The sequence below is a fragment of the Pseudomonas sp. GW456-L13 genome, assembly GCF_017350115.1.
In the GTDB taxonomy this organism is placed as follows: domain Bacteria; phylum Pseudomonadota; class Gammaproteobacteria; order Pseudomonadales; family Pseudomonadaceae; genus Aquipseudomonas; species Aquipseudomonas jessenii.
The window spans coordinates 433,787-460,737 of sequence record NZ_JACNAS010000001.1; the positions used below are offsets into that span (position 1 = coordinate 433,787).

Genomic DNA, 26,951 nt, shown 5'->3' on the forward strand with positions numbered 1-26,951 from the left:
CATTGGCGGTTTTTGCATGGCTTCACATCGGCTGTCATGTCATCGACATCTCGCGCCTGGCACTGGCTTTCAACTGCTCGACCAACTGCTCCCCGCGATGGATTTCCACCATGAAACCTGCTGCCGGCAGCGGATGCCCCAGCAGGTAACCCTGCAACGAATCGCAGCCGAGCTGAGTCAGGAAGTCCTGCTGCACGCCGGTTTCCACGCCTTCGGCGACGATGCGCAACCCCAGTGCCTGCCCGAGGGCGACGATGGCCGAAACGATGGCGGCGTCATCGCTGTCGCGCTCCAGGTCCCGGACAAAACCGCGGTCGATCTTCAGCTCGTTGGCCGGCAGGCGCTTGAGGTACATCAAGCTCGAATAGCCGGTACCAAAATCGTCGATGGACAGGTCGACACCCATTTCCGACAGTTCCTGCAGCACCGTCATGCTCGCATCGGCATCGCTCATGGCGGTGGTTTCGGTGATTTCCAGGGTCAGGCTGTTGGGTGGCAGATGGTGCGTCGCCAGCGCCCTGGCGACGCTCTGGACCAGCCCGGCATGGCAAAACTGAATGGCCGAAAGGTTCACCGCGATGCGCCAGTCGGTGTAGCCCAGCACATACCACTCGCGCATCTGACGGCAGGCTTCGTTGAGCACCCACTCGCCGATCGGAATGATCAGCCCGGTTTTTTCCGCCAGCTCGATGAATTTGTCCGGCAACAGCATTCCTTGAGTCGGGTGTTCCCAGCGCAACAAGGCCTCGGCGCCCACTGGCCGGCCATTGGCGGCGTCGAACTTGGGCTGGTAATGCAGGCTGAATTCCTGCTGTTCCACGGCATTGCGCAGATCCTGCAGCAATTGCAGCTGCTTGCGGGCGTTGTTGTTCATCGAGACATCGAAAAAGCTGTAGCCGTTTTTACCCGCGCCCTTGGCGTGGTACATCGCCGCGTCGGCGTTCATCAGCAGTTCGTGGGCGGACTGCCCGTTACCCGGGTAGAGCGCGATGCCGACGCTGGCGGAAATGTGCAAATCATGTTCGGCAACCCGGAACGCGCGCGCGATCAACCCGACCTGACGGGCCGCCAGGTTCAAGGCGTCGTTCTGTTCGCTCAATTGCACCAGCAACACGAACTCATCGCCGCCGATCCGCGCCAGGGTGTCCTGGCTGCGCAAGTCTTCGCGCAGGCGCAGGGCCACTTCGCGCAACAACAGATCACCCATGTGGTGGCCAAAGGCATCGTTGACCGGTTTGAAGCCGTCCAGATCGATGAACATCAGGGCAAAGCACCCCCCTTCTTCCCGGACCCGCGACATGGCCTGATCGATTCGATCGGCGAGCAACGTCCGGTTCGGCAACCCGGTGAGGGTGTCGTGCAGGGCCAATTGGGTCAGTTCACGGTTGGCCTCGGTCAGCGACTGGGCCAGGCTCGCGGTGCGAGCCTCCAGGCGTGCATCGAGGATCGAGGTCAGCAGGGCAATGCTCAGCACCGCCAACGTGGTGATCAGCACCAGGTTGTCCAGGCCATTGCCGCTCAATCCATTGACCGCCGCGCCACAGAAACTGCCGTCGGCAAAGCGTGCGGCGGCCATCCCGGTGTAGTGCATGCCGACGATGGCGATGCCCATGATCACGGCGGCGCCACCACGGATCAGACGGACATAAGGCGTGTGCTGGCGCAGATGGAAAGCGATCCACAATGCTGCGCCCGAAGCACCGACAGCGATCAGCAGCGAGGCGCCGAACAGCGTCGGGTCATAGTCGATGCCCGGTTGCATGCGCATGGCAGCCATGCCGGTGTAGTGCATCGCGCTGATGCCGGCGCCCATGACCAACGCGCCAAAGGCCAGTTGCCAGGCCGGCAATTGCGGCTGGCTGACCAGCCACAGCGCAAAACCGCTGGAGAGCACGCCGATCAGCAACGACAACAGGGTGATGGTCCCGTCGTACCCCAGGTCGATCGGCAACTTGAACGCGAGCATGCCGATAAAGTGCATCGACCAGATGCCGATGCCCATGGCAACGGCCCCGCCCGCAGTCCACAAATGCACGGCGCGGCCTTTGGCGGTGGCAATGCGTCCGGTCAGGTCCAATGCGGTGTATGAGGCGAGAATCGCTACACAGAGCGAAATGATGACCAGGGTGGGGGAATAGCTGCCGATGAGCATGGAGACTTCTCGCGAAAGCCCCCTTGTTAATGGCTTTCATTCTCGGGTGGGGGCAAATGCGGCGATTGTACTGATTCCAAATGAGAACGCACTCACAAAATGAGCAAAGGGCCATCAGTCCGATGAAACGCTTGTTTTAAGGTTTTACATTAACTTGCTTCAAGCTGCCGGCACCTGACAAAACCTGTGGGAGCGAGCTTGCTCGCGATAGCGGTGGGTCAGGCAACATCCATGCTGAATGTGACGCAGCCATCGCGAGCAAGCTCGCTCCCACAGGGATTACGCTATCGGTTTTCGCTCACCTCAAGCTGCCCGTCCCAGCCACCCCCCAACGCGGCAATCAACTGCACACTGGCTATCAGGCGGCTTTGCAACAGGTCCAGGTTGCTGCGTTCATTGTTCAGCGCCGCCGCCTGGGTCACCACCACATCGATGTACGCGATCAAACCGGCCTTGTACTGGTTCTGGGTCAGGCGCAACGATTCACGGGCGGCATCCAGTGCCTGTTGGCGCACGACGGCTTCATCCTCAAGCACCTTGAGCTGCACCAGGTAGTTTTCCACTTCGCGGAATCCGTCCAGTACGGTCTGGCGGTACTTGGCCACCGTTTCGTCATAGGCCGCTTCACTGCGGTCGACTTCCGCCGAGCGCTGGCCACCGTCGAACAGGGTCATGGCCAATTGCGGTCCGACCGACCAGAAGCGGTTCGGCAGGCTGAACAAGTCTTTCGAGGTACTGCTGCTGTAACCACCGTTCAAGCTCAGGGTCAGGTCCGGGTAATAGGCAGCCTTGGCCACACCTATGTTGGCGTTGGCGGCCATCACCGAGCGCTCGGCCGAAGCGATGTCCGGGCGACGCTCCAGCAACTGCGAAGGCAGCGCCAGCGGTACTTGCGGCAATTGCGGGATGTCCTGGCTTTGCGCCAGGCTGAACTCGGCCGGCGGCAGGCCGATCAGCACAGCGATGGCGTTCTCCAACTGGGCGCGTTGCCAGATCAGGTCGATCATATCGGCTTCGGTGCTTTTGAGCTGTGTCTGGGCCTGGGCCACCGCGTCCTTGCCCGATACGCCTGCGCGGTACTGGTTTTCGGTCATCTTCAACGAACGCTGATATGCCTCGACCGTGTCCTGGAGCAAGCGTTTCTGGCCATCGATCACGCGCAGTTGCAGGTAATTCTGCACCAGCTCCGACTGTTGACTCAGGCGCATGGCCGCCAGATCGGCAAAGCTTGCCTGGGCATTGGCGGTATCGGCTTCGAGGCCTCGGCGCAGCTTGCCCCATACGTCCGCTTCCCAACTGACGCCCGCCTGGGCCGAGTACGTGTCGCGAATACCGCTGGACGAACTGCTCAGGCTGGAGCTGCTGCTGCCGGTGCCCTGGCTTGAACGGTTCTTGCTGACGTTCAGGTCCACCGTCGGGAAAAACGCCCCGCGTGCACTGCGCACCAAGGCCTGGGCCTGGCGGTACTGCGCTTCGGACTGGGCGACGGTCTGGTTGGCGCTGTTGAGTTTTTCGATCAGGTCGTTGAGCTGCCGGTCGCCATACAACTCCCACCACGCGCCACGCGCCAGGGCATCGCTCGGGTTGGCCTGACGCCAGCCCTCCGCTGCCTTGTACTGCGCAGGCTCGGCGGTTTGCGGGCGCTGGTAATCCGGGCCGACGGCGCAGGCACTGAGCATCGCCACGCACAGTGACAGGCTCAACAGGCGCGAGCCTCGAGCCGTTATCAGCGGTGCAGCCAGGTTGAAAAGCGAACGGTCAGTCATAGCGGAGTTTCCAGAGCAACATCAGTACGCACCCCGCGCCATTTATTGAAGCGATGGCGCAGGTTGTCGAGATAGAGGTAAACCACCGGGGTGGTGTAAAGCGTCAGTACCTGGCTGAAGATCAGCCCGCCGATGATGGTCAGGCCGAGCGGCTGGCGCATTTCCGCCCCTTCGGCGCGGCTCAGCAGCAACGGCAAGGCACCGAGGATCGCCGCCAGGGTGGTCATCAGGATAGGTCGCAAACGTTGCAGGCAGGCGCTGCGGATCGATTCCAGCGGTGCCATGCCCTGGTTTCGTTCCAGTTGCAACGCCAGGTCGATCATCAGGATCGCGTTTTTCTTCACCACGCCGATCAACAGAAACAGCCCCAGCAACGAAATCAGGCTGAACTCGCCGCCCAGCGCATAGATCGACAGCAACGCGCCGACCCCGGCCGACGGCAGGGTCGAGAGAATCGTCAGCGGGTGAATGTAGCTTTCGTACAGCACACCCAAGACCAGATACACCGCCACCAGCGCCCCCAGAATCATCCACGGCTGACTTTTTTGGGTCGCCGCGAAAGCGTTGGCTGTGCCGGCCATTTTCGCGATCACGTCTTCCGGCAGGCCGACCTTGGCAATCGCCCGCTCGATGGCGGCACCGCCCTGCTCCACGGTCACGCCTTCGGCCATGTCGAAGGCAATGCTCTCCGAAGCAAACTGGCCTTCGTGGCTGACCCGGTCGTTTTCCAGGCTGTTTTCGTAATGGGCGATGGTCGACAGCGGGATTCGCGCGCCGTCAGCGGTGATCACCTGGACTTGCGTGAGGGTGATCGGGTCCTGGGCGTATTTCGGATTGACCTCCATCACCACCTGATACTGGTTAAGACTGTCGTAGATGGTCGAAATCTGCCGCTGACTGTAGGCGTTGTTCAGCACCGCCGTGACCATGTCCATGTCGACACCCAGACGCTTGGCCTGGTTTCGGTCGACGATCAGGGTCACTTGGCGGGCGCCCCGGCCTTCCCGCGCATCGATCGCCGTCAGCTCCGGCAAGGCCCTGAGCGCGGTGACGACTTTCGGATACCACTCGCGCAATGCCCCCAGATCCCCGCTCTGCAGGATGTACGAGTATTGCGAGGTGGTCTGCTCACGGCCACCACCGAATTGCAGGTCCTGGTCCGCCATGAGCATCAGTTGTGCCCCGGGAACCTTGGGCATTTCCTTGCGCAGGCGTTCGATGACTTTCTGCGCGGAAATGCTGCGCTCCTTGATCGGCTTGAGGCGCACCAGCATGAAGGCGTTGTTGGTGCCGTTATTGCCGCCAATGAACCCGGCGACGCTTTCTACCGCCTCATCCTTCAACACCGCACGGCGGAAAATCTCCATCTTCGGCTGCATCACACTGAACGACAGGCCGTCGTCGCCGCGCACGAAACCGATCAGCTGACCGGTATCCTGCTGAGGTAAAAACGCTTTAGGAACAACCACATACAACGCAATGTTCACACCAATTGTCACAAACAGACTGAGCAAGGTCAGGCGCTTGTGGCGCAGTACCCAGTCGAGGCTGGTGGCGTATTTGCCGACCATCCAGTCGTTGGTCCGCCGGCTCCAGCGTTGCAGGCGGTTCTCCTGCCCCGGCGTGTGCGGCTTGAGCCAGCGAGCGCAGAGCATCGGGGTCAGGGTCAACGACACCACCAGCGAGACCACGATGGCCGCCGCCAGGGTGATGGAGAATTCGCGGAACAGGCTTTCGATGATCCCGCCCATGAACAGGATCGACAGGAACACCGCCACCAGCGACACGTTCATCGACAGCAAGGTAAAACCGACTTCCTGGGCGCCGAGGTACGCGGCCCTCATCGGCCGCACGCCTTCGTCGATGTGCCGGGAAATGTTCTCCAGCACCACGATGGCATCGTCCACCACCAGCCCGGTGGCCAGGATCAGCGCCATCAGCGACAGGTTGTTCAGCGAAAAACCGTAGAGGTACATCACGGCAAAGGTACCGACCAGCGACACCGGCACCGCCAGGGTCGGGATCAGCGAGGCACGGAAGTTACCGAGGAACAGGAACACCACCAGGATCACCAGCGCCACGGCGATCAGCAGGGTCATTTCCGCCTCGTGCAGCGTGGCCTTGATCACCGGCGAGCGGTCCATGGCCAGGTTCAGCTTGACGCTGGCCGGCAGCACCGCCTGCAACGCCGGCAGTTGGGCCTTGATCTCGTTGACCGTTTCGATGATGTTCGCACCGGCCTGGCGGTTGATCACCAGCAGCACCGCCGCGTCGTCGTTGAAGAAACCGCTGTTGTAACGGTCCTCGACGCCATCGCTGACCTTGGCGACATCCTTCAGGCGCAGGGCCGCGCCACCGTTGTAGTGGATGATCAGCGACTCGTAGTCCTTGGCTTTCTCCAGCTGATCGTTGGCCTGGACCTGCCACAGCCGCTGATCGTCTTCCACCGAGCCCTTGGGCCGGCGCACGTTGGCATTGGCAATGGTGTTGCGCACATCGTCCAGGGCCACGCCGTACTGGTTCAATGACTGCGGTTCAAGCTCGATACGTACCGCCGGCAACGAACTGCCGCCGATCTGCACCTCGCCGACGCCCTGCACCTGGGACAGGCTCTGGGACAGGATGGTCGATGCCAGGTCATAGAGCTGGCCTTTTTCCAGCACGTCCGACGTCAGCGACAGCACCATGATCGGCGCCTGGGACGGGTTGACCTTCTTGTAGGTCGGCATGCTACGCATCCCGCTCGGCAGCAGGGTGCGCGAGGCGTTGATCGCTGCCTGCACTTCCCGCGCCGCGCCGTTGATGTCGCGGTCCAGGTCGAATTGCAGGATCACCCGGGTCGAACCCTGGCTGGACCGGCTGCTCATGGTGTTGACCCCGGCAATGCTGCCGAAGGAGCGCTCCAAAGGCGTGGCCACGGTCGACGCCATCACCTCGGGGCTGGCCCCGGGCAGGCTGGCCTGGACCACGATCACCGGAAAGTCCATTTGCGGCAGCGGCGACACGGGCAGCAAACCGAAGCTCACGCCGCCCAGCAGCATGATCGCCAGGCTCAGCAGCATGGTCGCGACCGGGCGCTTGATGAAAGGTCCCGAAAGGTTCATGGCTGCTCTACCGCTTCCACGGACTCAGGCTTGCGGCCCCAGCGCCGACCGAGACGGTCGAAGTACAGATAGATCACAGGCGTAGTGAACAGCGTCAGAATCTGGCTCAGCAACAGGCCGCCGACCATCACCAGACCCAGCGGTTGGCGCAGTTCCGCGCCGGAACCGGTGGCCAGCATCAACGGCACGGCACCGAACAAAGCCGCCAGGGTGGTCATCAGGATCGGCCGGAAACGCAGCAATGCCGCCTGATAGATCGCCGTTTGCGGGTCCATGCCCTGGTTGCGCTCGGCGTCAAGGGCGAAGTCGATCATCATGATCGCGTTCTTCTTCACGATGCCGATCAACAGGATGATGCCGATGATCGCGATCATGCCCAGGTCGTTGCCGCTGAGGATCAACGCCAGCAAGGCGCCCACCGCCGCCGAAGGCAAGGTCGAAAGAATGGTGATCGGGTGGATGTAGCTCTCGTAGAGCACCCCCAGCACGATGTACATGGTCACCACCGCCGCCAGAATCAGCAACAAGGTGCTTGACAACGAAGCCTGGAACGCCTGCGCCGCGCCCTGGAACTGGGTCTGCACGCCAATCGGCATGCCGATGTCCTTCTGCACCTGCTCGATGATCTCGACCGCATGCCCCAGCGCCACGCCGGGCGCGAGGTTGAAGGACATCATCACCGCCGGGAACTGGCCGATGTGGGTGATCGCCAGTTGCGCCTGACGCTCCTCGACATGCGCCAGGCTGGACAGGCGCACCTGACCGCCATCGGTGGTCTTGACGTGAATCTGCTCCAGCGCCTGCGGGCCGATCTTCTCACCGGACTGCGATTGCAGCACCACGCGGTACTGACTGGCCTGGGTATAGATCGTAGAAATCTGCCGCTGACCAAAGGCGTCGTACAGCGCGTCGGTGATGTTCGACACCGACACACCGACCCGCGACGCCGCATCGCGGTCAATCACCAGATAGACCTGCAAGCCCTTGTCCTGCAAATCGCTGGCGACGTCGGTCAATTCCGGCCGGTCGGCCAAAGCCTCGACCAGACGCCCGCTCCACAGGCTCAGCAGCTCCGAGTCCGGCGACGACATGCTGAACTGATACTGCGTGCGGCTGACCCGGTCTTCGATGGTCAGGTCCTGCACCGGCTGCATGAACAGGCGGATGCCGACCAGTTTGTCCAGTTCCGGTTGCAGGCGGGCAATCACTTGCATGGCGCTCAGATCGCGGTCGTTGTGCGACTTGAGGTTGATCAGCAACCGGCCGCTGTTGAGGGTCGAGTTGTCGCCGTCCACGCCAATGTAGGAGGACAGGCTCTCGACCGCCGGGTCGGCCAGGATGACCTTGGCCAGTTCCTGCTGGCGCTCGCTCATGGCGGCGAAGGAAATCGATTGCGGCGCCTCGGAAATGCCCTGGATGACGCCGGTGTCCTGCACCGGGAAGAAGCCCTTGGGCACCACCATGTACAGCAATACCGTCAGCGCCAAGGTGCCAATGGCCACCATCAAGGTCAGCGGCTGGTGCTTGAGCACCCACTGCAACTTGCGCCCGTAGGCGGCGATCATCCAGTCGATGAACGCACCACTGGCACGGTAAAAACGGCCCTGCTCTGCTTCCTTGGGTTCACGCTTGAGCAACCGCGCGCACATCATCGGCGTCAGGGTCAGGGAAACGACCAGGGAAATCAGGATCGCTACCGCCAGCGTAATGGCAAATTCGCGGAACAAGCGACCGACCACGTCCGCCATGAACAGCAGCGGAATCAGCACGGCGATCAGCGACAACGTCAGGGAGATCAGGGTGAAACCGATCTGCTTGGCGCCCTTGAGCGCCGCGTTCAGCGGGCTGTCGCCCTCTTCGATAAAACGCGAAATGTTCTCCAGCATGACGATCGCATCGTCCACCACGAAACCGGTGGCGATGGTCAGGGCCATCAGGGTCAGGTTATTGACCGAGAACCCAGCCAGGTACATCACGCCGAACGTACCGATCAGCGACAGCGGCACGGCCACCGACGGAATGATCGTGGCGCTGGCACGACGCAGGAACAGGAAGGTGACCATGACCACCAGGGCGATGGCGATCAGCAATTCGTGCTGCACGTCCTTGACCGAGGCGCGGATGGTCTGGGTGCGGTCAGTCAGCACCACCACGTCGAGGCCGGCCGGCAGGTTGTCGGTGATGCTCGGCAGCAGGGCCTTGATCCGGTCCACCACCTCGATCACGTTGGCGCCGGGCTGACGCTGGATGTTCAGCAGCACGGCCTGGTTCTCGTTGGCCCACGCGGCGAGCCGCTCGTTCTCGGCGCCGTCGACGATCTCCGCCACGTCCTTGAGCCGCAACGGCGCGCCGTTGGCGTAGGCCAGGATCAGGTTGGCGTAGTCCTTGGGCGACGTCAGTTGATCGTTGGCATCGAGCATCGAGACCCGGGTCGGGCCGTCGAAGTTGCCTTTGGGCTGGTTGACGTTGGAGGCGCCGATCAGCGTGCGCACATCCGACAGGTTCAGGCCGTTGGCCGCCAAAGCCTCGGGATTGACCTTGATCCGCACGGCCTGGCGTTGACCACCGGCAATGCTGACCATGCCGACGCCGCTGATCTGGGCAATCTTCTGCGCCATGCGCGTATCGACCAGATCGTTGAGCTTGGGCAACAACATGGTCTTGGAAGTGATGGCCAAGGTCAGCACCGGCGTATCGGCCGGGTTGACCTTGTTGTACACCGGCGGTGCCGGCAGGTCCTTGGGCAACAGGTTGGTCGCGGCGTTGATCGCCGCCTGCACTTGCTGCTCGGCCACATCCATGTTGATGTCGAGGCTGAACCGCAGGGTCAGCACCGACGCGCCGCCGGAACTGGTGGACGCCATTTGCGTCAGGCCGGGCATCTGCCCGAACTGCCGCTCAAGTGGCGCGGTCACCGCGCTGGTCATGACATCCGGACTGGCGCCGGGGTACAAGGTCATGACGCGAATGGTCGGGTAATCGACCTGGGGCAACGCCGACACCGGCAGCAATCGGTAGGCGATGACGCCGGCCAGGATAATCGCCAGCATGCTCAGCGTGGTGGCTACCGGGCGAAGGATGAACAGCCGCGAGAGATTCATGCGCCGCCCTTTTTCGCCTTGTCGGTGGTCGCAGGCTCAGCCGCGTTGACCGCCGATTTGCCTTGCAGGTGTTCGGTCGGCGAGGTCGGCACGTCCTGGCTGTCGTTGACCACCTCCACATCGCTGCCGTCTTTCAGGCGGTCAGTGCCTTCCAGTACGACCCGATCGCCCGCCGACAATCCTTCGGTGACCACAGTGTTCAGGCCGTCACTGGCGCCGACTTTCAACTGACGGATCTTGACCTTCTTGTCACCGTCCAGGACATAGGCGAACGTGCCGTTGGTGCCGAACTGGATCGCGGCGGAAGGCGCCAGTACCACGTTTTTGAGGGTGTCGGCCAACAGCCGCACATTGACGAACTGATTGGGGAACAGCGACTGATCGCGGTTCTCGTAACGGGCCTTGAATTTCAGGGTGCCGGTGGTGACGTCGATCTGGTTGTCCAGGCTCTGCAGCACGCCAGTGGCTTGCAGTTTGGTATCACCGCGGTCCCAGGCTTCAGCCGGCAGTTTGGCGCCGCTGCGATAACGGGCCAGCACGGTGTCGAGGCTGTTTTCCGGCAGGGTGAAGGCCACGCTGATCGGTTGGGTCTGAGTGATGATCGCCAATGCAGTGGTGTCGTTGGCCGCTACCAGGTTGCCGACGTCCAGTTGACGCAGGCCGACGCGACCGGTAATCGGGGCGCGGATCCTGGTGAATTCGAGGTTGAGCCTGGCGTCGTTGACCGCCGCCTGATTGGTCTTGACCGTGCCCTGGAACTGACCGACCAGCGCTTCGGCGGTGTCCAGGGTCTGCTTGGCAATACTGTCTTCGCGGTACAGGCCGCGATAACGCTCGACGTCGACCTGGGCGTTTTTCAGCTGCGCCTGATTCTGCAGCAAGGTGCCTTCGGCCTGAAGCAAGGCATTCTGGTAAGGGCGCGGGTCGATTTCGACGAGCATGTCGCCGGCCTTGACCATCTGCCCTTCTTCGAAATAGATCTTGACCAACTCACCGCCAACGCGACTGCGGACATTGATGGTGTTGAGCGCCGTAACCGTGCCCAACGCCTTGAAATACAGCGGGAAGTCACCGGTGACTGCCGGAGCCACTCGCACCGGCACCGGCCCGGACGCGCCACCGAATCCCGGGCGCATCCCGCCCGACCTGCCGGTATGCCCGGCGACGGCTTTCTGCCCCGTAGCCTCTTTGGGTGCAGCGCTGCCGGGCCAGAATTTCCAGCACAGGCCAGCGATGACCAACAGGACAAGCAGGCCGAACAGCCAGCGACGAGGACTACGGGAAGCGGAGGATTGCATTGAGTGATCAACCATTGGGCGCGTGGGCTTTTTTACATGAGGCTGAACGATAAGCACTGGCGGGTTTTAAGCAAAGCGCCTTTACCGGCAATTTACCTTCGGCTTACGTAACAGGAGAATTATCCAAGACACTGAAACACAAATGAAAACGGCCTGGACAGGGCCAGGCCGTTAAACATTGTAAAGCCCGGCTTATTTCAGAACAGCAAGTGCCGCGTCATAGTTCGGCTCGTCAGCGATTTCGCCAACCAGTTCGCTGTGCAGCACGTTGTCGTTTTCGTCCAGAACCACGACGGCGCGGGCGGTCAAGCCTTTGAGCGGGCCGTCGGCGATGGCCACGCCGTAGTTCTGGATGAACTCGGCACCGCGCAGGGTCGACAGGTTCTGTACGTTTTCCAGGCCTTCGGCGCCGCAGAAACGGGCCTGGGCGAACGGCAGGTCAGCGGAGATGCACAGCACGACAGTGTTGTCGACGCTGCTGGCCTTGGCGTTGAACTGGCGCACGGAGGTGGCGCAGGTCGGGGTATCAACGCTTGGGAAGATGTTCAGCACTTTGCGCTTGCCGGCAAAGTCCTTCAGGGTGACGTCGGACAGATTGCCGGCAACCAGGGAAAAGGCTGGCGCCTTGGAACCGGCTTGTGGCAGTTGGCCGTTGACTTGAACCGGGTTGCCTTTGAGAGTGACTTGAGCCATGAACGGAGTCCTTCTGAACGTTGTGGTGGAGAATTTTGACGAGGCCGAAGTTAACCACGAAATTGTCCGACGACCTATGACCAAACATAAATTGTCATGTATCAGAGCACAAAACTGGATACAACCCACAATCCTGTGGGAGCGGTGCTACTTGAGTAACTGCAGCATATTGCGATGTCGCGCCTCGAAAATCCTCCGCATGTAGCCATTGACCAGCAACCACTCCAATGGCGCACCCCCCATCGCCGAATACGTCACCCGGTCGGTATATAGCGTACCGCCCTCTCCCGCCTCGACCCGATGTTCATGACGAAAGGCACGCATCGGTCCCTTTAGCATCTCGTCGATGAAATGCATTTCACCGACTTCACGGATCACCACCGTCCAGTCCGACGGAATCACATTGAACATCCAGTGGCGAAAGCGGAATTGCCGCCCGGCTTCAATCCGCAAGTTGTTCAGATCGATATCGCCCAGCGGGGTAATGCGTTCGGGAAAAATCCTTGGGAAATTGACGCCTTCCAGGCAGAAATCGAGGACCTGTTCGGGCGTGCGACCTGGGATGAGTGTGGTGAGTTCCAGAATTGGCATACAGGAAACATTCCTTTGATCGCTGGACAGGCGCGCCAGAAATACGGTGTAGCGAAATGGCGGTCGAAATGAAACCTGCCAAAGTGTCTGCTACGACAATTTTTTTGAGGGGCTGTCGATTTGCAACGCAGCCATTCGACTATTAAGCGAGTCACTCAATTACAACGGAGACATCACCATGCGATTTATGATCATCATCAAGGCCAGCCAGGATTCCGAAGCCGGCGTGATGCCCAGCCAGGAACTGCTGACCGCCATGGGTAACTACAACGAAGAACTGGTCAAGGCCGGCATCATGCTCGCGGGCGAAGGCCTGCACCCGAGCAGCAAAGGCGCTCGTATAAAGTTTTCAGGTGACAAACGCACGGTGATCGACGGCCCCTTCATCGAAACCAAGGAACTGATTGCCGGTTTCTGGTTGTGGAAAGTGAAGTCCAAAGAAGAAGCCATCGAATGGGTCAAGCGCTGCCCCAACCCGATGCCGGGCACCGAGGCCGAGATCGAGATTCGCCAGGTGTTTGAAGCGGAAGATTTTGGTGCGGAGTTCACACCGGAACTGCGCGAGCAGGAACAGCGGGTTTGGGAACAGGCGAAGAAGAACTGAGGTTGACTGAACCGGCTGTTGCTTCAGTTTCCTGTGGGAGCGAGCCTGCTCGCCCCTGCATCGGCTAGATAGTTACTTAACTTGTTTGGGCAAACGCTTGATCCGTATTAACTTTTTAGTACACGAAATTAACGAGAAACTGCCCATAAAACGAAAGAATTGATCCTTCCTACTGGTTAACCCGCGGTTAACTGCTAAGTTCATCTGACGAGTCCTACAGGCTTGATCGGAAAGGGATCACGCAGTTACGGCCAGATTCAGGGGCCGTCTGCCCAATCAGCCACCAGGGAACGGGGGGATTAATGTCTAAGAATTTGCGGAAGTACGCCTTTGTATGGGTGACTTCATTCGCACCTGCTGTTTGTGCTCACGCGGATAACGCCGAGACCGCCAACAAAAGCAACAACCCGCTGAACCTGGCACCCGGTATAAACCTGCAGGATTACTACACACCCAAGCTGTTCGATACCAACGCTCACACCAATGATGCGCTGCTGCGCGGCGCCCTTCCGATGGCAGTCAATGACGTCATAGGCGTCCCGCAGTTGCTGCGCGTCACGCTCCCCGTCAGCACCCGACCCGATCCGCACAACGGCTACAGCACCGGCATCGGCGACCTGAACGTATTCGACATTTTCCTGCTCAAGACCAAAGGCGTGCAGCTGGGCATCGGCCCGCAAATCACTGCGCCGACCGCCGAGCAGGATGAACTGGGGTGGTCCGTTCTACGGGATTTTGCGTTTGTATCTACCAAAACCGGAAGTCACCAACGGCCAATGGCACATGCCGTTGCTGACTCCTGTCACCCCAAAACAATAAACGGAGTCAGGCATGTTCAGGCCTCTCGTAGCGCGCCCCTTGTTGGCGCTGTGCATGGTCAGCGGTAGTCCATTGGTACTGGCGGCCGAGGGCGGTGTCGGTCGCCCCATCACCGGGCAGCAAGTGTTTTCCAACGCAGGGATCGTGCCCCCGGAGCCGGGTTGGGTCATGTCCCTGACCAGCATCTGGTACGACGGCGAACTCAAGGGCAGCGCTCAAGTGCCGATCGTGGGTGCCATCAGTACCGGGCTGGACATGAAGGTTTCCTACACCATGGCCAACTTCACCCATGTCTGGGACACCGGCAAGGGTCCCTGGAACTATGCCTCGGCCATAGGCGTGCCAGTGCAGTACACCGACATCACCGCCAACGTGACCGGTCCCCGTGGCCGTACCCTGGGCACTTCGGACACCGGCACCCAGTTCGCCGACATGCTGGTGACCCCGATTGCGGCCGGCTACCACTTCGACGAACTCAACCACATCTCGTTCTCGCTACCGATCTACGTGCCGACAGGCGCCTACAACGTCGATCGCCTGGCCAACCCCGGGCAGAACAATTACACCTTCATGCCTACCGTGGCGTTCACCCACCTGGATGGCAAGGGCGGCGAATTCACCCTGTCGAGCGGCCTGGAGTTCTACACCGAGAACGATGCCACGGATTATCGCAACGGCAACATTTTCACCCTCGATGCACTGTGGACCCATGGATTCGGCAACGGCTGGAACGCCGGCATGGTGGCAGGCTATATCCAGCAGGTCACCGATGACTCCGGATCCGGCGCAACCAGTGGCTTTCGCGGGCGCTCCGTGGGCGCCGGCCCGACAGTGGGCTGGACCGGCAAGTTCGCCGACGCCCAGGCCAATATCAGTGCTCGCTGGGTCCCGGAGTTCGATACCAAGAACCGGCCTGAAGGCAATGGTTTCAGCGTCAACATGACCCTGGCGTTTTTCTAGGAGACCCCATGACCGCACTCAACGACCTCAATGCCCTGCAAGCCAGCATCGCCGAAGCCGTGCTCGGCCAGGATCAGGTCATTCGACAAATCCTTGTGGGCCTGCTGGCCAACGGTCATCTGCTGCTGGAAAGCCTGCCCGGCCTGGCCAAGACCCGCACGGTGAAAGCATTGGCCAAACACCTGGACGCGAAGATGAGCCGCATCCAGTTCACCCCGGATTTGCTGCCGTCGGACATCACCGGCGCCGAGGTGCTGCATCAGGTCGAGGGCAAGAACGAAATCCGCTTCCAGCCCGGCCCGCTGTTCGGCAACCTGATTCTCGCCGACGAAATCAACCGTGCACCGGCCAAGGTCCAGGCGGCGTTGCTCGAAGCCATGGAAGAACGCCAGATCACCGTGGCCGGCAACAGCCATGTGCTGCCGGAACTGTTCATTGTGGTAGCGACTCAGAACCCGATCGAACAGGAAGGCACGTACCCGCTGCCGGAAGCGCAGATGGACCGCTTCCTGATGAAAGTGTTGCTCGATTACCCGAGCGCGGAAAACGAAAGCCAGGTGCTGCGTCTGCTGCGCGAAGAAGAACAGGCCCTCGGCGCCAGGACCGCTGCGGTGCAGGGATTCTCGTTGTCTCAGGACGTGGTGTTCGCCGCGCGCCGAGAAGTCAGTGCCGTGCACGTCTCCCCGGCCATCGACCGTTACCTGATCGACCTGATCAACGCCACTCGCCACCCTGTCGATTACGACGCCGACCTCGGGCGCTGGATCAGCATCGGCGCCAGCCCTCGCGGCGGCATCGGTCTGGACCGCTGCGCTCGGGCGGACGCCTGGTTGCAGGGCCAGGATTTCGTTTCTCCGGACAACGTCCGCGCCGTGGTGCACCCGGTGCTGCGCCATCGTCTGCAACTGAGCTACGACGCGGTGGCCGATGGTGTGAGCGCCGATCAGGTGCTCGACCGTCTGCTCGATAAAGTGGCGATTCCTGCGTGAACACCGACGGCCTGGTGTATGTCTCTCTGGCGCAGTTGATGGCCCTGGAGTTCAAGGCCCGTGACCTGAGCTTTCTGGCGCGTCAGCCCCAGGGCAGCATCCTGGCCGGCAACCACGCTTCGCGTTTGCGTGGCCGGGGCCTGAACTTCGATGAACTGCGGCGCTATCAACCGGGGGACGATTTGCGTCACCTCGACTGGCGCGCGTCCCTGCGCACAGGCAAACCGGTGGTACGGACATTCACCGAAGAGCGCGACCGCCCGGCGCTGATCCTCGTCGACCAGCGTATGTCGATGTTCTTTGGTTCGCAACGCAGCTTCAAATCGGCGGTCGCCGCCGAGCTCGGCGCCCTGGCGGCGTGGATGGTGTTCAACGCCGGCGACCGCGTCGGTGGACTGGTCTTCAACGATCAACGCATCGACAGCATCGCCCCGCTGCGCAGCCGCAAACGGATCGAAGCGCTGTGCAGCCGCATCGCCCAGCAGAACCAGGCGCTCAATGCCGCCAACCCGGACGCCGAGGGCGAAGACCGGCTCGACAAGGTCCTGCAGCATTGCCTGGCCGTGGCCGGTCACGATCACCTGATCTGCATCGTCAGCGACTTCGCCGGGGCCGGCGAACGCACCTTGCAACTGATGCGGCAACTGGCGGCGCACAACGATGTAATTGCCATGCAGGTGTATGACCCGCTTGCGCTTAACCTGCCGAAAAACGGCCGCGTGCTGGTCACCCAAGGGCAATTGCAGGTGGAGCTGGCGGTGGATCGGCAACAGGTGCACCAGCCGCTTGGGGATTTTCTCAGCGGGCGGCTCAAGGATGTCGCGACTTTGCTGCGCCGCAGCCAGGTGCCACTGATGATGTTCAGCACCGCAACAGAAGCCCACGAACAACTGCGCGCCGAACTGGGCAAGCTTACCGGAGGGCGCCGATGAACCCCGCTATCCCGAGCATCGACCAGCTCAAGGAAATGGCGCTGCCGGTGCCAGTCAGTTATGCACCGCAAACCTGGGGGTGGTGGGCGTTGCTGGCGTTGTTGATCGTTACGCTGGTGGTGACCGGCGCGCGGCGCTACCGGCAATGGCGGCGCGATCGCTATCGGCGCGAGGCGTTGGTGCGGCTGGAGGAATTGCAGCAGCGCAGTAATGACCTGAGTGCGTTGCGCGAGCTTCCGGAGTTGCTCAAACGGGTCGCGATCTCTATGCCTTACGCAAAACCTGTGGGAGCGAGCTTGCTCGCGATGGCGTCCGGTCAGTCACCACCACCTTTGATTGCAAGCTCGCTCCCACAGGACTCTCCAGCGGGGTTGGGGAAAGAGGACTGGCAGGCATTTTTGCAGCGGCACAGTAAACAGCCGCTACCCGTCGACTTCAGCCAACAACTGTCGCTGCTGGCCTACGCCCCCGACGCAACATTGCGGGCCATGCCCGATGAACAGCGCCAACAGCTGTTCAGCACCTGCAAAACCTGGGTGGAGCGTCATCATGTGGCAGCTTGATTACCCCTGGCTGCTGATCCTGCTGCCGCTGCCGTGGTTCGGCTATCGCTACCTGTCCGACTACCGCGAAGCGCGCAGCGCCGTGCGTGTACCGTTTTTCGGGGCGATGAGCCGCGCCGTCGGCCAGGCACCGAGCCAGGCCGGCACCCGCAGCAACGGCTGGCAATTGCTCCTGAATCTGCTGGTCTGGGCACTGCTGCTGGTGGCGGCGAGTCGGCCGGTGTTGGTGGAAAAACCCATCGAGCGCCAGCAGCCGGTGCGGGACCTGATGCTGGCCATCGACATTTCCCAGTCGATGGAAACCACCGACTTCACCGACGCCAACGGCCAGAAAATCAATCGCCTGGCCGCAGTCAAGGAAGTGGTGCACGGGTTCATCGACAAACGTAAAGACGATCGAATCGGACTGATCGTGTTCGGCACAGGTGCCTATCCGCAGGCACCGCTGACCCTCGACCACGCCAGCCTGTCGCTACTTCTGGACGACACCGGCATCGGCATGGCCGGCCCCAACACCGCCATCGGCGACGCCATCGGCCTGAGCCTGAAACTGCTGACTCAGGCCCACGAGCAGGAAAAAGTGCTGATCCTGCTCACTGACGGCAATGACACCAGCAGCGCCATCACCCCGGATCACGCGGCCGCCATGGCCGCGGCCAAAGGCGTGGTGATTCACACCATCGGCATCGGCGACCCGACTGCCGAGGGCGAAGCCAGGGTCAACCTGCAAGGCTTGCAGGACATTGCCCAAGCCACGGGCGGGCGTTTCTTCCGCGCCGAAGACCGCAATGCCCTGGATCAGGTCTACAGCACCCTGGACAAACTCACCCCGCATCAGGTGAAAACCCTCAGCCACCAGCCCAAACGCGACCTGTTCTGGTGGCCGCTGGGCGCTGCCATTGCCCTGCTGGCGCTTTATCACCTGGGCGCCCTGCTGCTTCCACGGCTGATGCTCGCCCGTCAACGGCAGGAAGCCTGACATGGACATCAACCTCAGCGACTTCCATTTCCTGCGCCCACTGTGGCTGTTGCTCGCGGTGTTCGGCGCATTGCTGCCATTGCTGTGGCGGCGCAACCAGGACCTGCAACGGCGCTTGCGCAGCAACATCGCGGCGCACCTGCTGCCGCATCTGCTGATCACCCCGCAGGACCGGCAACGCCTGCGTCCCGTGCACCTGGTATGTGCGCTGCTGGTACTGGGCGCCATCGCCGCCGCCGGGCCGACCTGGGAACAGGATCGGCCGGACTTTCTGGAAAACCGTGCGCCGCTGATCATTGCCATCGACCTGTCGCCCTCCATGGACGCCAGCGACGTTCCACCCAGTCGCCTGGAAGCGGTCAAGCACAAGCTCCACGACTTGATCCAGCGTCGCGCCGGTTCGCGCAATGCCTTGATTGCCTACGCCGGCAGCGCGCATCTGGTGTTGCCCGCCACCGACGACCCGGCGCTGCTCGATACGTTCATTCAGGCCCTGAGCACCGACCTGATCAGCAAACCGGGGAAAAATGTCAGCGCGGTCATCGATCAGGCCAAGCGCCTGCTCGCCGCCGAGAAAACGCCCGGCACCCTGCTGTTGATCACCGATGGCGCCGACATCTCGGCACTGGCCGGGCTGGACAAGCAACTGGCAGACAGTGCGCTGCAAGTGCTGATATTGGCGGCCGGCAGCAGCGACGGCGGGATCATCCGCGATGCCAGCGGCCAGCCACGCACCGACAGCGACGGTCGCCCGCAACTCGGCAGCTTCGATCAGGACGCCCTCAAGCAGCTTGCCTCAACGCTGGACGCCCCGCTGGGCAGCCTGACCCTCAACGATGACGATCTGGACTGGATCGAACTGCACGCCGAGCAGCACTTCCAGGCAGCCAGTGACGAGCAGCGCGAATTGCACTGGAAAGACGCCGGTTACTGGCTGTGCTGGCCGCTGTTGTTGCTCGCCTTCTTCAGCGTACGCAGGGGCTGGAGCCTGAACTGGATGGCTGCACTACTGCTGGCGGTGGGCTTGGGCCTGCAACCGGCGCCGGCACAGGCCAACGCGCTGACCGATGCCTTTTTCACCCGCGACCAGCAAGGTCGCTGGGCCTTCGAACATGAGCACTACCCTCAGGCGGCGGCGCTATTTGTCGATCCGTACTGGAAAGGCGTGGCCGCCTACAACGCCGCCGATTTCGATCTGGCACTGGCCAGCTTCGCTCGGCTCGATACACCGCAGGCGTATTTCTACCTGGGCAACATCTACGTGCGCCGGTTCAAGTTCGATCAGGCCATCGCGTCCTATACCCAGGCGCTGAAATTGCAACCGCAGTTCCCGGAAGCCACGGCCAACCTGGCCCTGGCCATTGCCTTGCAGAAAGACACCGAAAGCGCCGAGAAAAACACGCCAGAGGTCAAACCCGACGAAATCAAGATGGACAAGGCGCCGGGTAAAGGCCAAAGCAAAAAGGTGGAGACCCAGCAAGCGGCCTCGGATGAGCAATGGTTGCAGAATCTCACCACATCGCCGGCGAAATTCCTCAAGCAGAAATTCAGCTTGCAGGATCAGGCGGGGGTCAAGCCATGACCTACCTTCAGGACCGAGTCGCTGCCATCGCGGGCAAGCCCGCTCCCACATTTGATCCAAGCACCCCACAAATCCACTGTAGGAGCCAGCCTGCTCGCGATGGCGCCAGATCAATCACCACAACACTCTGCGCCCTGCTCATTAGCCTGATCAGCCTCAACACATTCGCCGCCGACCCTCAGTTGAAAGTCCAGGCCACCCTGCAACCCGCCGACCCCGTCATGGTCGGCAGCCTGGTCAAGTTGCAACTCGATGTCTTCACCGACTCCTGGTTCACCAGCGCCCCCACCCTGCCCGACCTGAAGCTGCCCGGCGCATTGGTGATGCCACCGGACGGCCATGCCCAGCACATCAACCAGACCTTCGACGGCCAGTCCTTCAGCGGAATGCGCTACAGCTACCTGATCACCCCGAACCTGGCCCAAGGCTACGACATTCCGGCGCTGACGGTACAAGCCACACCGGGTCAGGCCAGCCACGAACTCAGCGCCCAAAGCCAGCCTTTGCATTTCAATGCCGCGCAACCACCGGGGTTCCAGCCCGGTGAGGCGGTGCTGGTGGCTCAAGGGCTGCGGTTTACCCAGAAGACCGTCAATTCGGCCACGCCGCTGAAGGTCGGCGACAGCATCACCCGGGAACTGACCTTGCAGGCCGATGGTGCCCTGGCCATGTCACTGCCGACACCGACGCAGGATGTCATCAAGGGCCTGAGCCGTTACCCGAAAGCACCGCAAATCCGCAATCTGGATGACGGTCGCGGCAACTTCAATGGCGGCCAGCGCATCGACAGCGTGACTTATCGAATCGACACCGAAGGCCACTACAGCCTGCCATCCGTCGAAATCAAATGGTGGGATGCCAGCAGCCAGCAAACCCGCACGGCCACGGTGCCAGCCGTGACCTTCGACGCGGTGGCCAACAGCGCCTACAAGCCGGTGTTTTCCATTACCGAAGACCTGAAAAAACTCGGCCAGCAGAATCGCCTGCACCTTTCCGGGCACTGGTTCGGACTATTGACACTGGTGTTGGCGGTAATGGCACTCGGCTGGTTCAGTCGCCCGCTCGTACACCGCACGCACCTCAAGTGGCAAGCCCGACGCCGCGCCCGACATGCCGCCTGGCTGGAGTCCGCCGACTACGCGTGGCGGCAGATCCCGCCGCAGATCGAAGGCAAACCGGTGCAACTCAGCGCCCTGTACCTGTGGACCCGACGCAGCCGCCGGGGCCTGAAACTGACCGGCCTCGGCCCACGCCTGCAAACCTTCCTGCGCGCCTGTTATGGCCGCGAACCGGACAAAGACCAGGCGCTGCGCCAAATCAGGGAATCCTTGTCTACGCTGCATAGTCAGGCCGAGCGTAACAGGGAATCAGTCGCACCTGCCCTGCGCCCACTCAACCCGGTTCACGAGAAGGAATTCCCATGACAAATCCGATGACGTTTCGCCACCCGGGCTTCAAGTTTTTGCTGACCCTGGCCTTGAGCCTGCCGCTGCTGGTGCAGGCAGCCGAGCCACTGCCCTCCTGGAACGACGGTCCATCGAAAAAGCAGATCATCGAGTTCGTGCAGACGGTCACCGATCAAAACAGCAAGGACTTCGTCAAACCCGAGGACCGCATTGCCGTGTTCGACAACGACGGCACCTTGTGGAGCGAGCAACCGATGTACTTCGAGTTGCTGTTCGCCCTGGAAGAAGTCAAACGCACCGCGCCGCAACACCCGGAATGGAAAACCACCCAGCCGTTCCAGGCCGTGCTGGAAAACGATCACAAGGCACTGGCCGCCACCGGCATGGAGGGCCTGCTGAAGATCTTCGGTGCGACCCACACCGGCATGACCACCGAAGCGTTCGATGACTATGCCAAGACCTGGCTGAGTCAAGCCAGGCATCCGAAAACCGGCAAGCCGTACACCGAAATGATCTTCCAGCCGATGCTTGAGATGCTCGACTACCTGCGCGGCAAAGACTTCAAGACCTACATCGTCTCCGGTGGCGACACCGGGTTCATGAGAGCCTTCGCCGAGAAGGTCTATGGGGTACCGCCCGAGCAGGTTATCGGCACGACCTTCGTTACCAGCTTTGAATACAAGGATGGCAAGGCGTCGATCCTGCGCACGCCGAAACTGGCCCACAACGACGATGGCCCGGGCAAACCGGAAAGCATCGACGCGGTGATCGGTCGTCGGCCAATCCTCGCCTTCGGCAACTCCGACGGCGACCTGCAAATGCTCCAGTGGACCGCCGACGGTCCCGGCAAACGATTCATGGGCCTGGTGCATCACACCGACGCCAAACGCGAATGGGCATACGACCGGCAGTCGCAGATCGGTCGTCTGGACAAGGCCCTGGACGAAGCAAACAAGCGTGGCTGGACGGTCGTCGACATGGCGTCCGAATGGCGTCGTATCTACCCGTTCGATGCCGCCACTTCCGAGCAAGTGCAATAAAAAGACGTTACGCAGGACCGCAATAAACGTTTGTCGCAGCACGCGACGCAAGTGAGCATAAGGAGCCAGTCAGATGACTCGCATACGTAAGTGGATACCGAAACTCGCCCTGGTGGCGACTACGGTCATGGCGTTTTCGGCAACCGCCGGGGCCGCTGAGAAACCCAACATTCTCGTGATCTTCGGCGACGATATTGGCCAGACCAACATCAGCGCCTACTCCATGGGCGTGGTCGGCTACAAGACTCCGAACATCGACCGGATTGCCAAAGAAGGCATGATGTTCACCGACTACTATGCGGAGAACAGCTGCACCGCCGGCCGGTCGACATTCATCACCGGACAGTCGGCGCTACGTACCGGGCTGTCGAAAGTCGGGATGCCGGGTGCCCCGGTCGGCCTGCAAAAACGCGACATCACCATCGCCCAGGCCCTCAAGTCCCAAGGCTACGCCACCGGTCAGTTTGGCAAGAACCACCTGGGCGACAAAGATGAATACCTGCCGACCAACCACGGATTCGACGAATTCTTCGGCAACCTGTATCACCTCAACGCCGAAGAAGAACCCGAGCGTCCGTACTGGCCCAAGGACGACCCCGCGTTCGTCAAGGCCTACTCGCCGCGCGGCGTGATCCACAGCTTCGCCGATGGCAAGATCGAAGACACCGGCCCGCTGAACACCAAGCGCATGGAAACCATCGACGACGAAACCACCGCGGCCGCGCAGGCGTTCATCGAGAAACAGGCCAAGGCGGACAAGCCGTTCTTCGTCTGGATGAACACCACTCGCATGCACTTGTTCACTCACGTGCGTGAATCGATGAAGGGCCAGAGCGGCATGCCCGGCAACGATTATGCCGATGGCATGATCGAGCACGACGGCGACGTCGGCAAACTGCTGAAAACCCTCGATGACCTGAAAATCACCGACAACACCATCGTCGTCTACACCACCGACAACGGCCCGAACCAGTTCTCCTGGCCGGACGCGGCAACCACGCCGTTCCGTAACGAGAAGAACTCCAACTGGGAAGGTGCGTACCGCGTTCCGGCGATGGTCCGCTGGCCAGGCAAGATCAAGCCGGGCGAAGTGTCCAACGAGATGTTCTCGGGCATGGACTGGTTCCCGACCTTGCTGGCCGCCGCTGGTGATGCCGACGTGAAAACCAAGCTGCTCAAGGGGTGGGCACCGACTTCCGGCGGCACCAACTTCAAGGTGCATCTGGACGGTTACAACCAACTGCCGTACCTGACCGGCCAGGCGCCCAAGGGTGAGCGCAAGGAGTTTTACTACTTCAACGATGACGGCGTGCTGGTGTCGATGCGCTTCGACAACTGGAAAGCCGTGTTCTGCGAACAGCGCGCACCGGGCGGCTTCAAGGTCTGGAGCGAACCGTTCGTATGCTTGCGCGTACCGAAAATCTTCAACCTGCGCATGGACCCGTATGAACGTGCCGACGTGGTTTCCGACCAGTATTACGACTGGCAAACCAAGAACGTCTACCTGGCGGCTGTAGCCGTCGAAAAATCGGCAACGTTCCTGCAGACCTTCATCGAGTATCCACCCAGCCAGAGACCGGCCAGCTTCAGCATCGACCAGATCCGTGCTGCGGTAGACGCCAAGATCGCTGAAAAAATGAAAGCTGCACAGTAAGACCGCTGGACCGCCGCTCGCCTTCATTGGCGAGCGGTACTGTTTCCGAGTTGGGACCGTATTGGCCCCAATCGCGGGCAAGCCCGCTCCCACAGGGATTTTGTCGTACCGAAGATCCAGTGTGGGAGCGGGCTTGCCCGCGATGAGGCCCGTACAGTCGCAGTTTTCTTGAATTGCAAAGGCAATCCGCAATGACCTCACGTGTCGCCAGCAAATCGTCGGCCATACCTGCCCCGCAAGTCGCCTCCCCGGCGCTGTTGATCCCCGCCCTGCTGCTGTTTGTCTCCGGCGCCGCGGCGCTGGTGTATCAGGTGCTGTGGATCAAGCAGTTGTCGTTGGTCGTAGGCGTCGAGGTCTATGCCATCACCACCGGGATCAGCGCGTTCTTTGCCGGGCTGGCCTTGGGTGGCTTGCTGTTCGGGCGCTGGGCGGACCGGATGCAGCAACCGGTTGTGCTGTACGCCGGGCTGGAAGTGCTGGTGGCCGTGCTCGGTGTCGCTGCAACCTTTGCCATGAGCCTGGCGGCCAGCCCGTTTGCCTGGCTGGAGGCACACTTGGGCTTGCTGGCCTGGGTGCTGCCGTTCGCGCTGGTGGGTATTCCCGCCCTGTTGATGGGCGGCACCCTGCCGGTGCTGGTTCGCTCCCTGGCCACTGACCCGCAACACCTGGGCAAGGCCGGCGGGCAGCTGTATGCGGCGAACACCGCCGGGGCCATCGCCGGCACCCTGCTCGCCGCGTTCGTGCTGATTGCCACCCTCGGTGTGCGCGGCAGCGCGCTGGCCGCCGCCATGCTGAACCTGCTGGCCGCCGCTGGGGCCTTGTGGTTCCAGCGCCAGCGCGGGGTACCCGTCGATACCCCGGTGAAACATCACACTGAAAAAGCCCCCGACCGCCTGGCCCTGTGGCTGTACTCCATTGCCGGTGGCGTAGCCCTGGGCTACGAAGTGGTGTGGTCGCAATCGATCGTGCAATTCATGAGCACCCGCACCTACGCCTTTGCCGTGGTGCTGGCGACTTACCTCACCGGCTTGTTCCTGGGCAGCATGCTGCTGGCCCGTCGGGTCGATCGCCTGCGCGATCCCTGGGGAGTGTTCGGTGTGCTGATTGCCGCAGCCGGCGCGATTGCCTTGCTGGAAGTGGCGTTGCTCGGACGCTGGCTGGTGCTCGCCCAGACCCTGGCCGAATCCTGGGTATTGTCATTAGGCGGCAGTGAACTGGCTGGCATGAGCACGCGGTTTGCGGTGGCTGCCTTGAGCATCGTGTTTGTGCCGACCCTGTTGCTGGGGGCTGCGTTCCCCTTGGCCCTGCGCTTGAGCGTTGGTGGCGAACAGGTGGGGCGCCATGTCGGCGAAGTCGTCGCGTTCAATACCCTTGGCGGGATTGTCGGCGTGATGCTCTGCGGCTTTGTCCTGATCCCGATGCTGGGTCTGGTACGGACCCTGGGCCTGCTGGCGCTGATTGCCGCCGGTATCGCGTACCTCGCCGTGCGCAAGGGCCATGGTGTGAAGAAAGGCCGGCGTCAGGCGGTGATTGCCATCGGCCTGGTGTCCCTGGCGCTCGCCGTGTTCACGCCGGTCAACAAGCTCGCCAGCCTGCTGCCGGGCGCGCGCAATGGCACGCTGACGTTCTACGAAGAAGGCCGTGGCGGCACCGTCGCCGTGGTCACTCAGGGCAAGGGAGAAAGGGCATTCCAGCGTTTGTACATTCAGGGCGTATCCAATACCGGTGACGCCATGCCGTCCCTGCGCTACATGCGGATCCAGGCGCTGCTGCCCCTGCTGATCCACAACGGTGAGCCGCGCTCGGCACTGGTGATCGGGTTCGGTACCGGCATCACCGCGGGCGCCCTGACCCGCTATCCCGGCCTGGAACATCGCGTGGTTGCCGAACTGCTGCCTTCGGTGGTCAAGGCAGCCCCCTTGTTCAAAGGCAATTTCAACGCCGCGGCCGATCCGGGGGTCGATGTGCGCTTGCGTGACGGTCGCCAGGAACTGCTGCGCAATCCGCAGCGCTACGACCTGATCACTCTCGAGCCGCCACCGCCCTCCGCTGCCGGCGTGGTCAACCTGTATTCCCGGGACTTCTACCAACTGGCCGCCAGCCGTTTGCACAAACAAGGCCTGGTCGCCCAATGGCTGCCGCTGCCGACGCAGAACATCGACGACTCGCGCTCACTGGTGCGCAGCTTCCTCGACGTGTTCCCGTACGCGACCCTGTGGACCAGCGAGTTCCACGAGATGCTGCTGGTGGGTTCGATGGAGCCGATTGAGCTGGATTCAGCAAAGATCAACGCGCGCTTCCAGCAGGACAGCGTTCGCAGCACCTTGCAGGATGTCGGCGTCGGTTCGGCCGCAGCATTGCTCGCGACATGGGTGACTGATCGTGAGGGGCTTGAACGCTTCGCTGGCGATGCGCAACCGGTGACGGACGATCAACCGCGCATCGAGTACGCACCCTGGGTTCGCTCGAAAGAGATCAGCCGCGTGTTGCCCGCCCTGCTCGCCCTGCACCAGTCGCCAGCCGTGTTGAACGCCGACGCCGGGTTCATCGAGCGCATGAACACCCAGCAACAACGCCTGATGCAGTTCTATCGGGCGAGCCTGCATGCGTACGACGGAAACCGTGACGCTTGGGCCAGGGATATGCGCGAGGTAATGCGTGGGGATTCCGGGAATCCGTATTACCGGTGGTTTGTCGGGGAGTGACGTGGCGCCTGAC

At 61.7% G+C, this 26,951-nt stretch carries 18 protein-coding genes and 1 pseudogene; 12 read left to right on the top strand and 7 right to left on the bottom strand.

Annotated features, from left to right (window positions below):
* Positions 1-34 precede the first annotated feature (34 nt).
* The 7 genes from J4D25_RS01895 to J4D25_RS01925 form a co-directional block, all read right to left on the bottom strand.
* Complete coding sequence (locus J4D25_RS01895) at positions 35-2,152, bottom strand: bifunctional diguanylate cyclase/phosphodiesterase (protein WP_057714968.1); 2,118 nt, start codon at positions 2,150-2,152, stop codon at positions 35-37.
* A gap of 284 nt (positions 2,153-2,436) precedes the next feature.
* Positions 2,437-3,918: an efflux transporter outer membrane subunit gene (locus tag J4D25_RS01900; RefSeq protein ID WP_057714969.1), complete on the bottom strand. Its 1,482-nt coding sequence runs from the start codon at positions 3,916-3,918 to the stop codon at positions 2,437-2,439.
* Positions 3,915-7,022 carry an efflux RND transporter permease subunit gene (locus J4D25_RS01905; protein ID WP_057714970.1) on the bottom strand — a complete coding sequence of 1,036 codons (3,108 nt, stop codon included), beginning with the start codon at positions 7,020-7,022 and terminating at the stop codon, positions 3,915-3,917. Before J4D25_RS01905 ends, J4D25_RS01900 begins: the two co-directional genes overlap by 4 nt.
* The gene (locus J4D25_RS01910) at positions 7,019-10,123 is read right to left on the bottom strand and encodes an MdtB/MuxB family multidrug efflux RND transporter permease subunit (RefSeq protein WP_057714971.1); all 3,105 of its coding nucleotides are present in this window, start codon (positions 10,121-10,123) and stop codon (positions 7,019-7,021) included. The genes J4D25_RS01905 and J4D25_RS01910 overlap by 4 nt, the downstream gene beginning before the upstream one ends.
* Positions 10,120-11,436, bottom strand: a complete 1,317-nt coding sequence (locus J4D25_RS01915; RefSeq protein WP_057714972.1) for an MdtA/MuxA family multidrug efflux RND transporter periplasmic adaptor subunit — start codon at positions 11,434-11,436, stop codon at positions 10,120-10,122. Before J4D25_RS01915 ends, J4D25_RS01910 begins: the two co-directional genes overlap by 4 nt.
* Before the next feature lie 177 nt (positions 11,437-11,613).
* Positions 11,614-12,114: a thiol peroxidase gene (gene tpx / locus J4D25_RS01920; RefSeq protein WP_057714973.1), complete on the bottom strand. Its 501-nt coding sequence runs from the start codon at positions 12,112-12,114 to the stop codon at positions 11,614-11,616.
* A gap of 147 nt (positions 12,115-12,261) precedes the next feature.
* The gene (locus J4D25_RS01925; protein WP_057714974.1) at positions 12,262-12,705 is read right to left on the bottom strand and encodes a hypothetical protein; all 444 of its coding nucleotides are present in this window, start codon (positions 12,703-12,705) and stop codon (positions 12,262-12,264) included.
* 178 nt (positions 12,706-12,883) lie between these two features.
* On the opposite strand from J4D25_RS01925, the gene J4D25_RS01930 reads away from it, so the two are divergent.
* From J4D25_RS01930 to J4D25_RS01985, 12 genes and pseudogenes are all read left to right on the top strand, one after another.
* The gene (locus J4D25_RS01930; RefSeq protein WP_057714975.1) at positions 12,884-13,309 is read left to right on the top strand and encodes a YciI family protein; all 426 of its coding nucleotides are present in this window, start codon (positions 12,884-12,886) and stop codon (positions 13,307-13,309) included.
* A gap of 302 nt (positions 13,310-13,611) precedes the next feature.
* A pseudogene (locus J4D25_RS01935) lies at positions 13,612-14,025 on the top strand (hypothetical protein); the annotation flags it as partial.
* 115 nt (positions 14,026-14,140) lie between these two features.
* Positions 14,141-15,088: a transporter gene (locus tag J4D25_RS01940; RefSeq protein WP_057714976.1), complete on the top strand. Its 948-nt coding sequence runs from the start codon at positions 14,141-14,143 to the stop codon at positions 15,086-15,088.
* Between the two features lie 8 nt (positions 15,089-15,096).
* Complete coding sequence (locus J4D25_RS01945; RefSeq protein ID WP_057714977.1) at positions 15,097-16,077, top strand: MoxR family ATPase; 981 nt, start codon at positions 15,097-15,099, stop codon at positions 16,075-16,077.
* A complete protein-coding gene (locus J4D25_RS01950; RefSeq protein ID WP_057714978.1) occupies positions 16,074-17,009 on the top strand; it encodes a DUF58 domain-containing protein in 936 nt (311 codons plus the stop codon). The genes J4D25_RS01945 and J4D25_RS01950 overlap by 4 nt, the downstream gene beginning before the upstream one ends.
* Entirely contained in the window at positions 17,006-17,572 is a 567-nt protein-coding gene (locus J4D25_RS01955) for a DUF4381 domain-containing protein (protein WP_057714979.1), read from the top strand. Before J4D25_RS01950 ends, J4D25_RS01955 begins: the two co-directional genes overlap by 4 nt.
* Positions 17,559-18,551 carry a VWA domain-containing protein gene (locus J4D25_RS01960; RefSeq protein ID WP_057714980.1) on the top strand — a complete coding sequence of 331 codons (993 nt, stop codon included), beginning with the start codon at positions 17,559-17,561 and terminating at the stop codon, positions 18,549-18,551. The genes J4D25_RS01955 and J4D25_RS01960 overlap by 14 nt, the downstream gene beginning before the upstream one ends.
* A gap of 1 nt (position 18,552) precedes the next feature.
* Positions 18,553-20,133 carry a VWA domain-containing protein gene (locus J4D25_RS01965; protein ID WP_057714981.1) on the top strand — a complete coding sequence of 527 codons (1,581 nt, stop codon included), beginning with the start codon at positions 18,553-18,555 and terminating at the stop codon, positions 20,131-20,133.
* Positions 20,130-21,557 carry a BatD family protein gene (locus J4D25_RS01970; RefSeq protein WP_057714982.1) on the top strand — a complete coding sequence of 476 codons (1,428 nt, stop codon included), beginning with the start codon at positions 20,130-20,132 and terminating at the stop codon, positions 21,555-21,557. The genes J4D25_RS01965 and J4D25_RS01970 overlap by 4 nt, the downstream gene beginning before the upstream one ends.
* Positions 21,554-22,579: an HAD family phosphatase gene (locus J4D25_RS01975; RefSeq protein ID WP_057714983.1), complete on the top strand. Its 1,026-nt coding sequence runs from the start codon at positions 21,554-21,556 to the stop codon at positions 22,577-22,579. Before J4D25_RS01970 ends, J4D25_RS01975 begins: the two co-directional genes overlap by 4 nt.
* Positions 22,580-22,652: 73 nt before the next feature.
* Positions 22,653-24,233 carry an arylsulfatase gene (locus tag J4D25_RS01980; protein ID WP_057714984.1) on the top strand — a complete coding sequence of 527 codons (1,581 nt, stop codon included), beginning with the start codon at positions 22,653-22,655 and terminating at the stop codon, positions 24,231-24,233.
* Positions 24,234-24,424: 191 nt separating this feature from the next.
* Positions 24,425-26,938 carry a fused MFS/spermidine synthase gene (locus tag J4D25_RS01985; RefSeq protein ID WP_057714985.1) on the top strand — a complete coding sequence of 838 codons (2,514 nt, stop codon included), beginning with the start codon at positions 24,425-24,427 and terminating at the stop codon, positions 26,936-26,938.
* Positions 26,939-26,951: the final 13 nt, after the last annotated feature.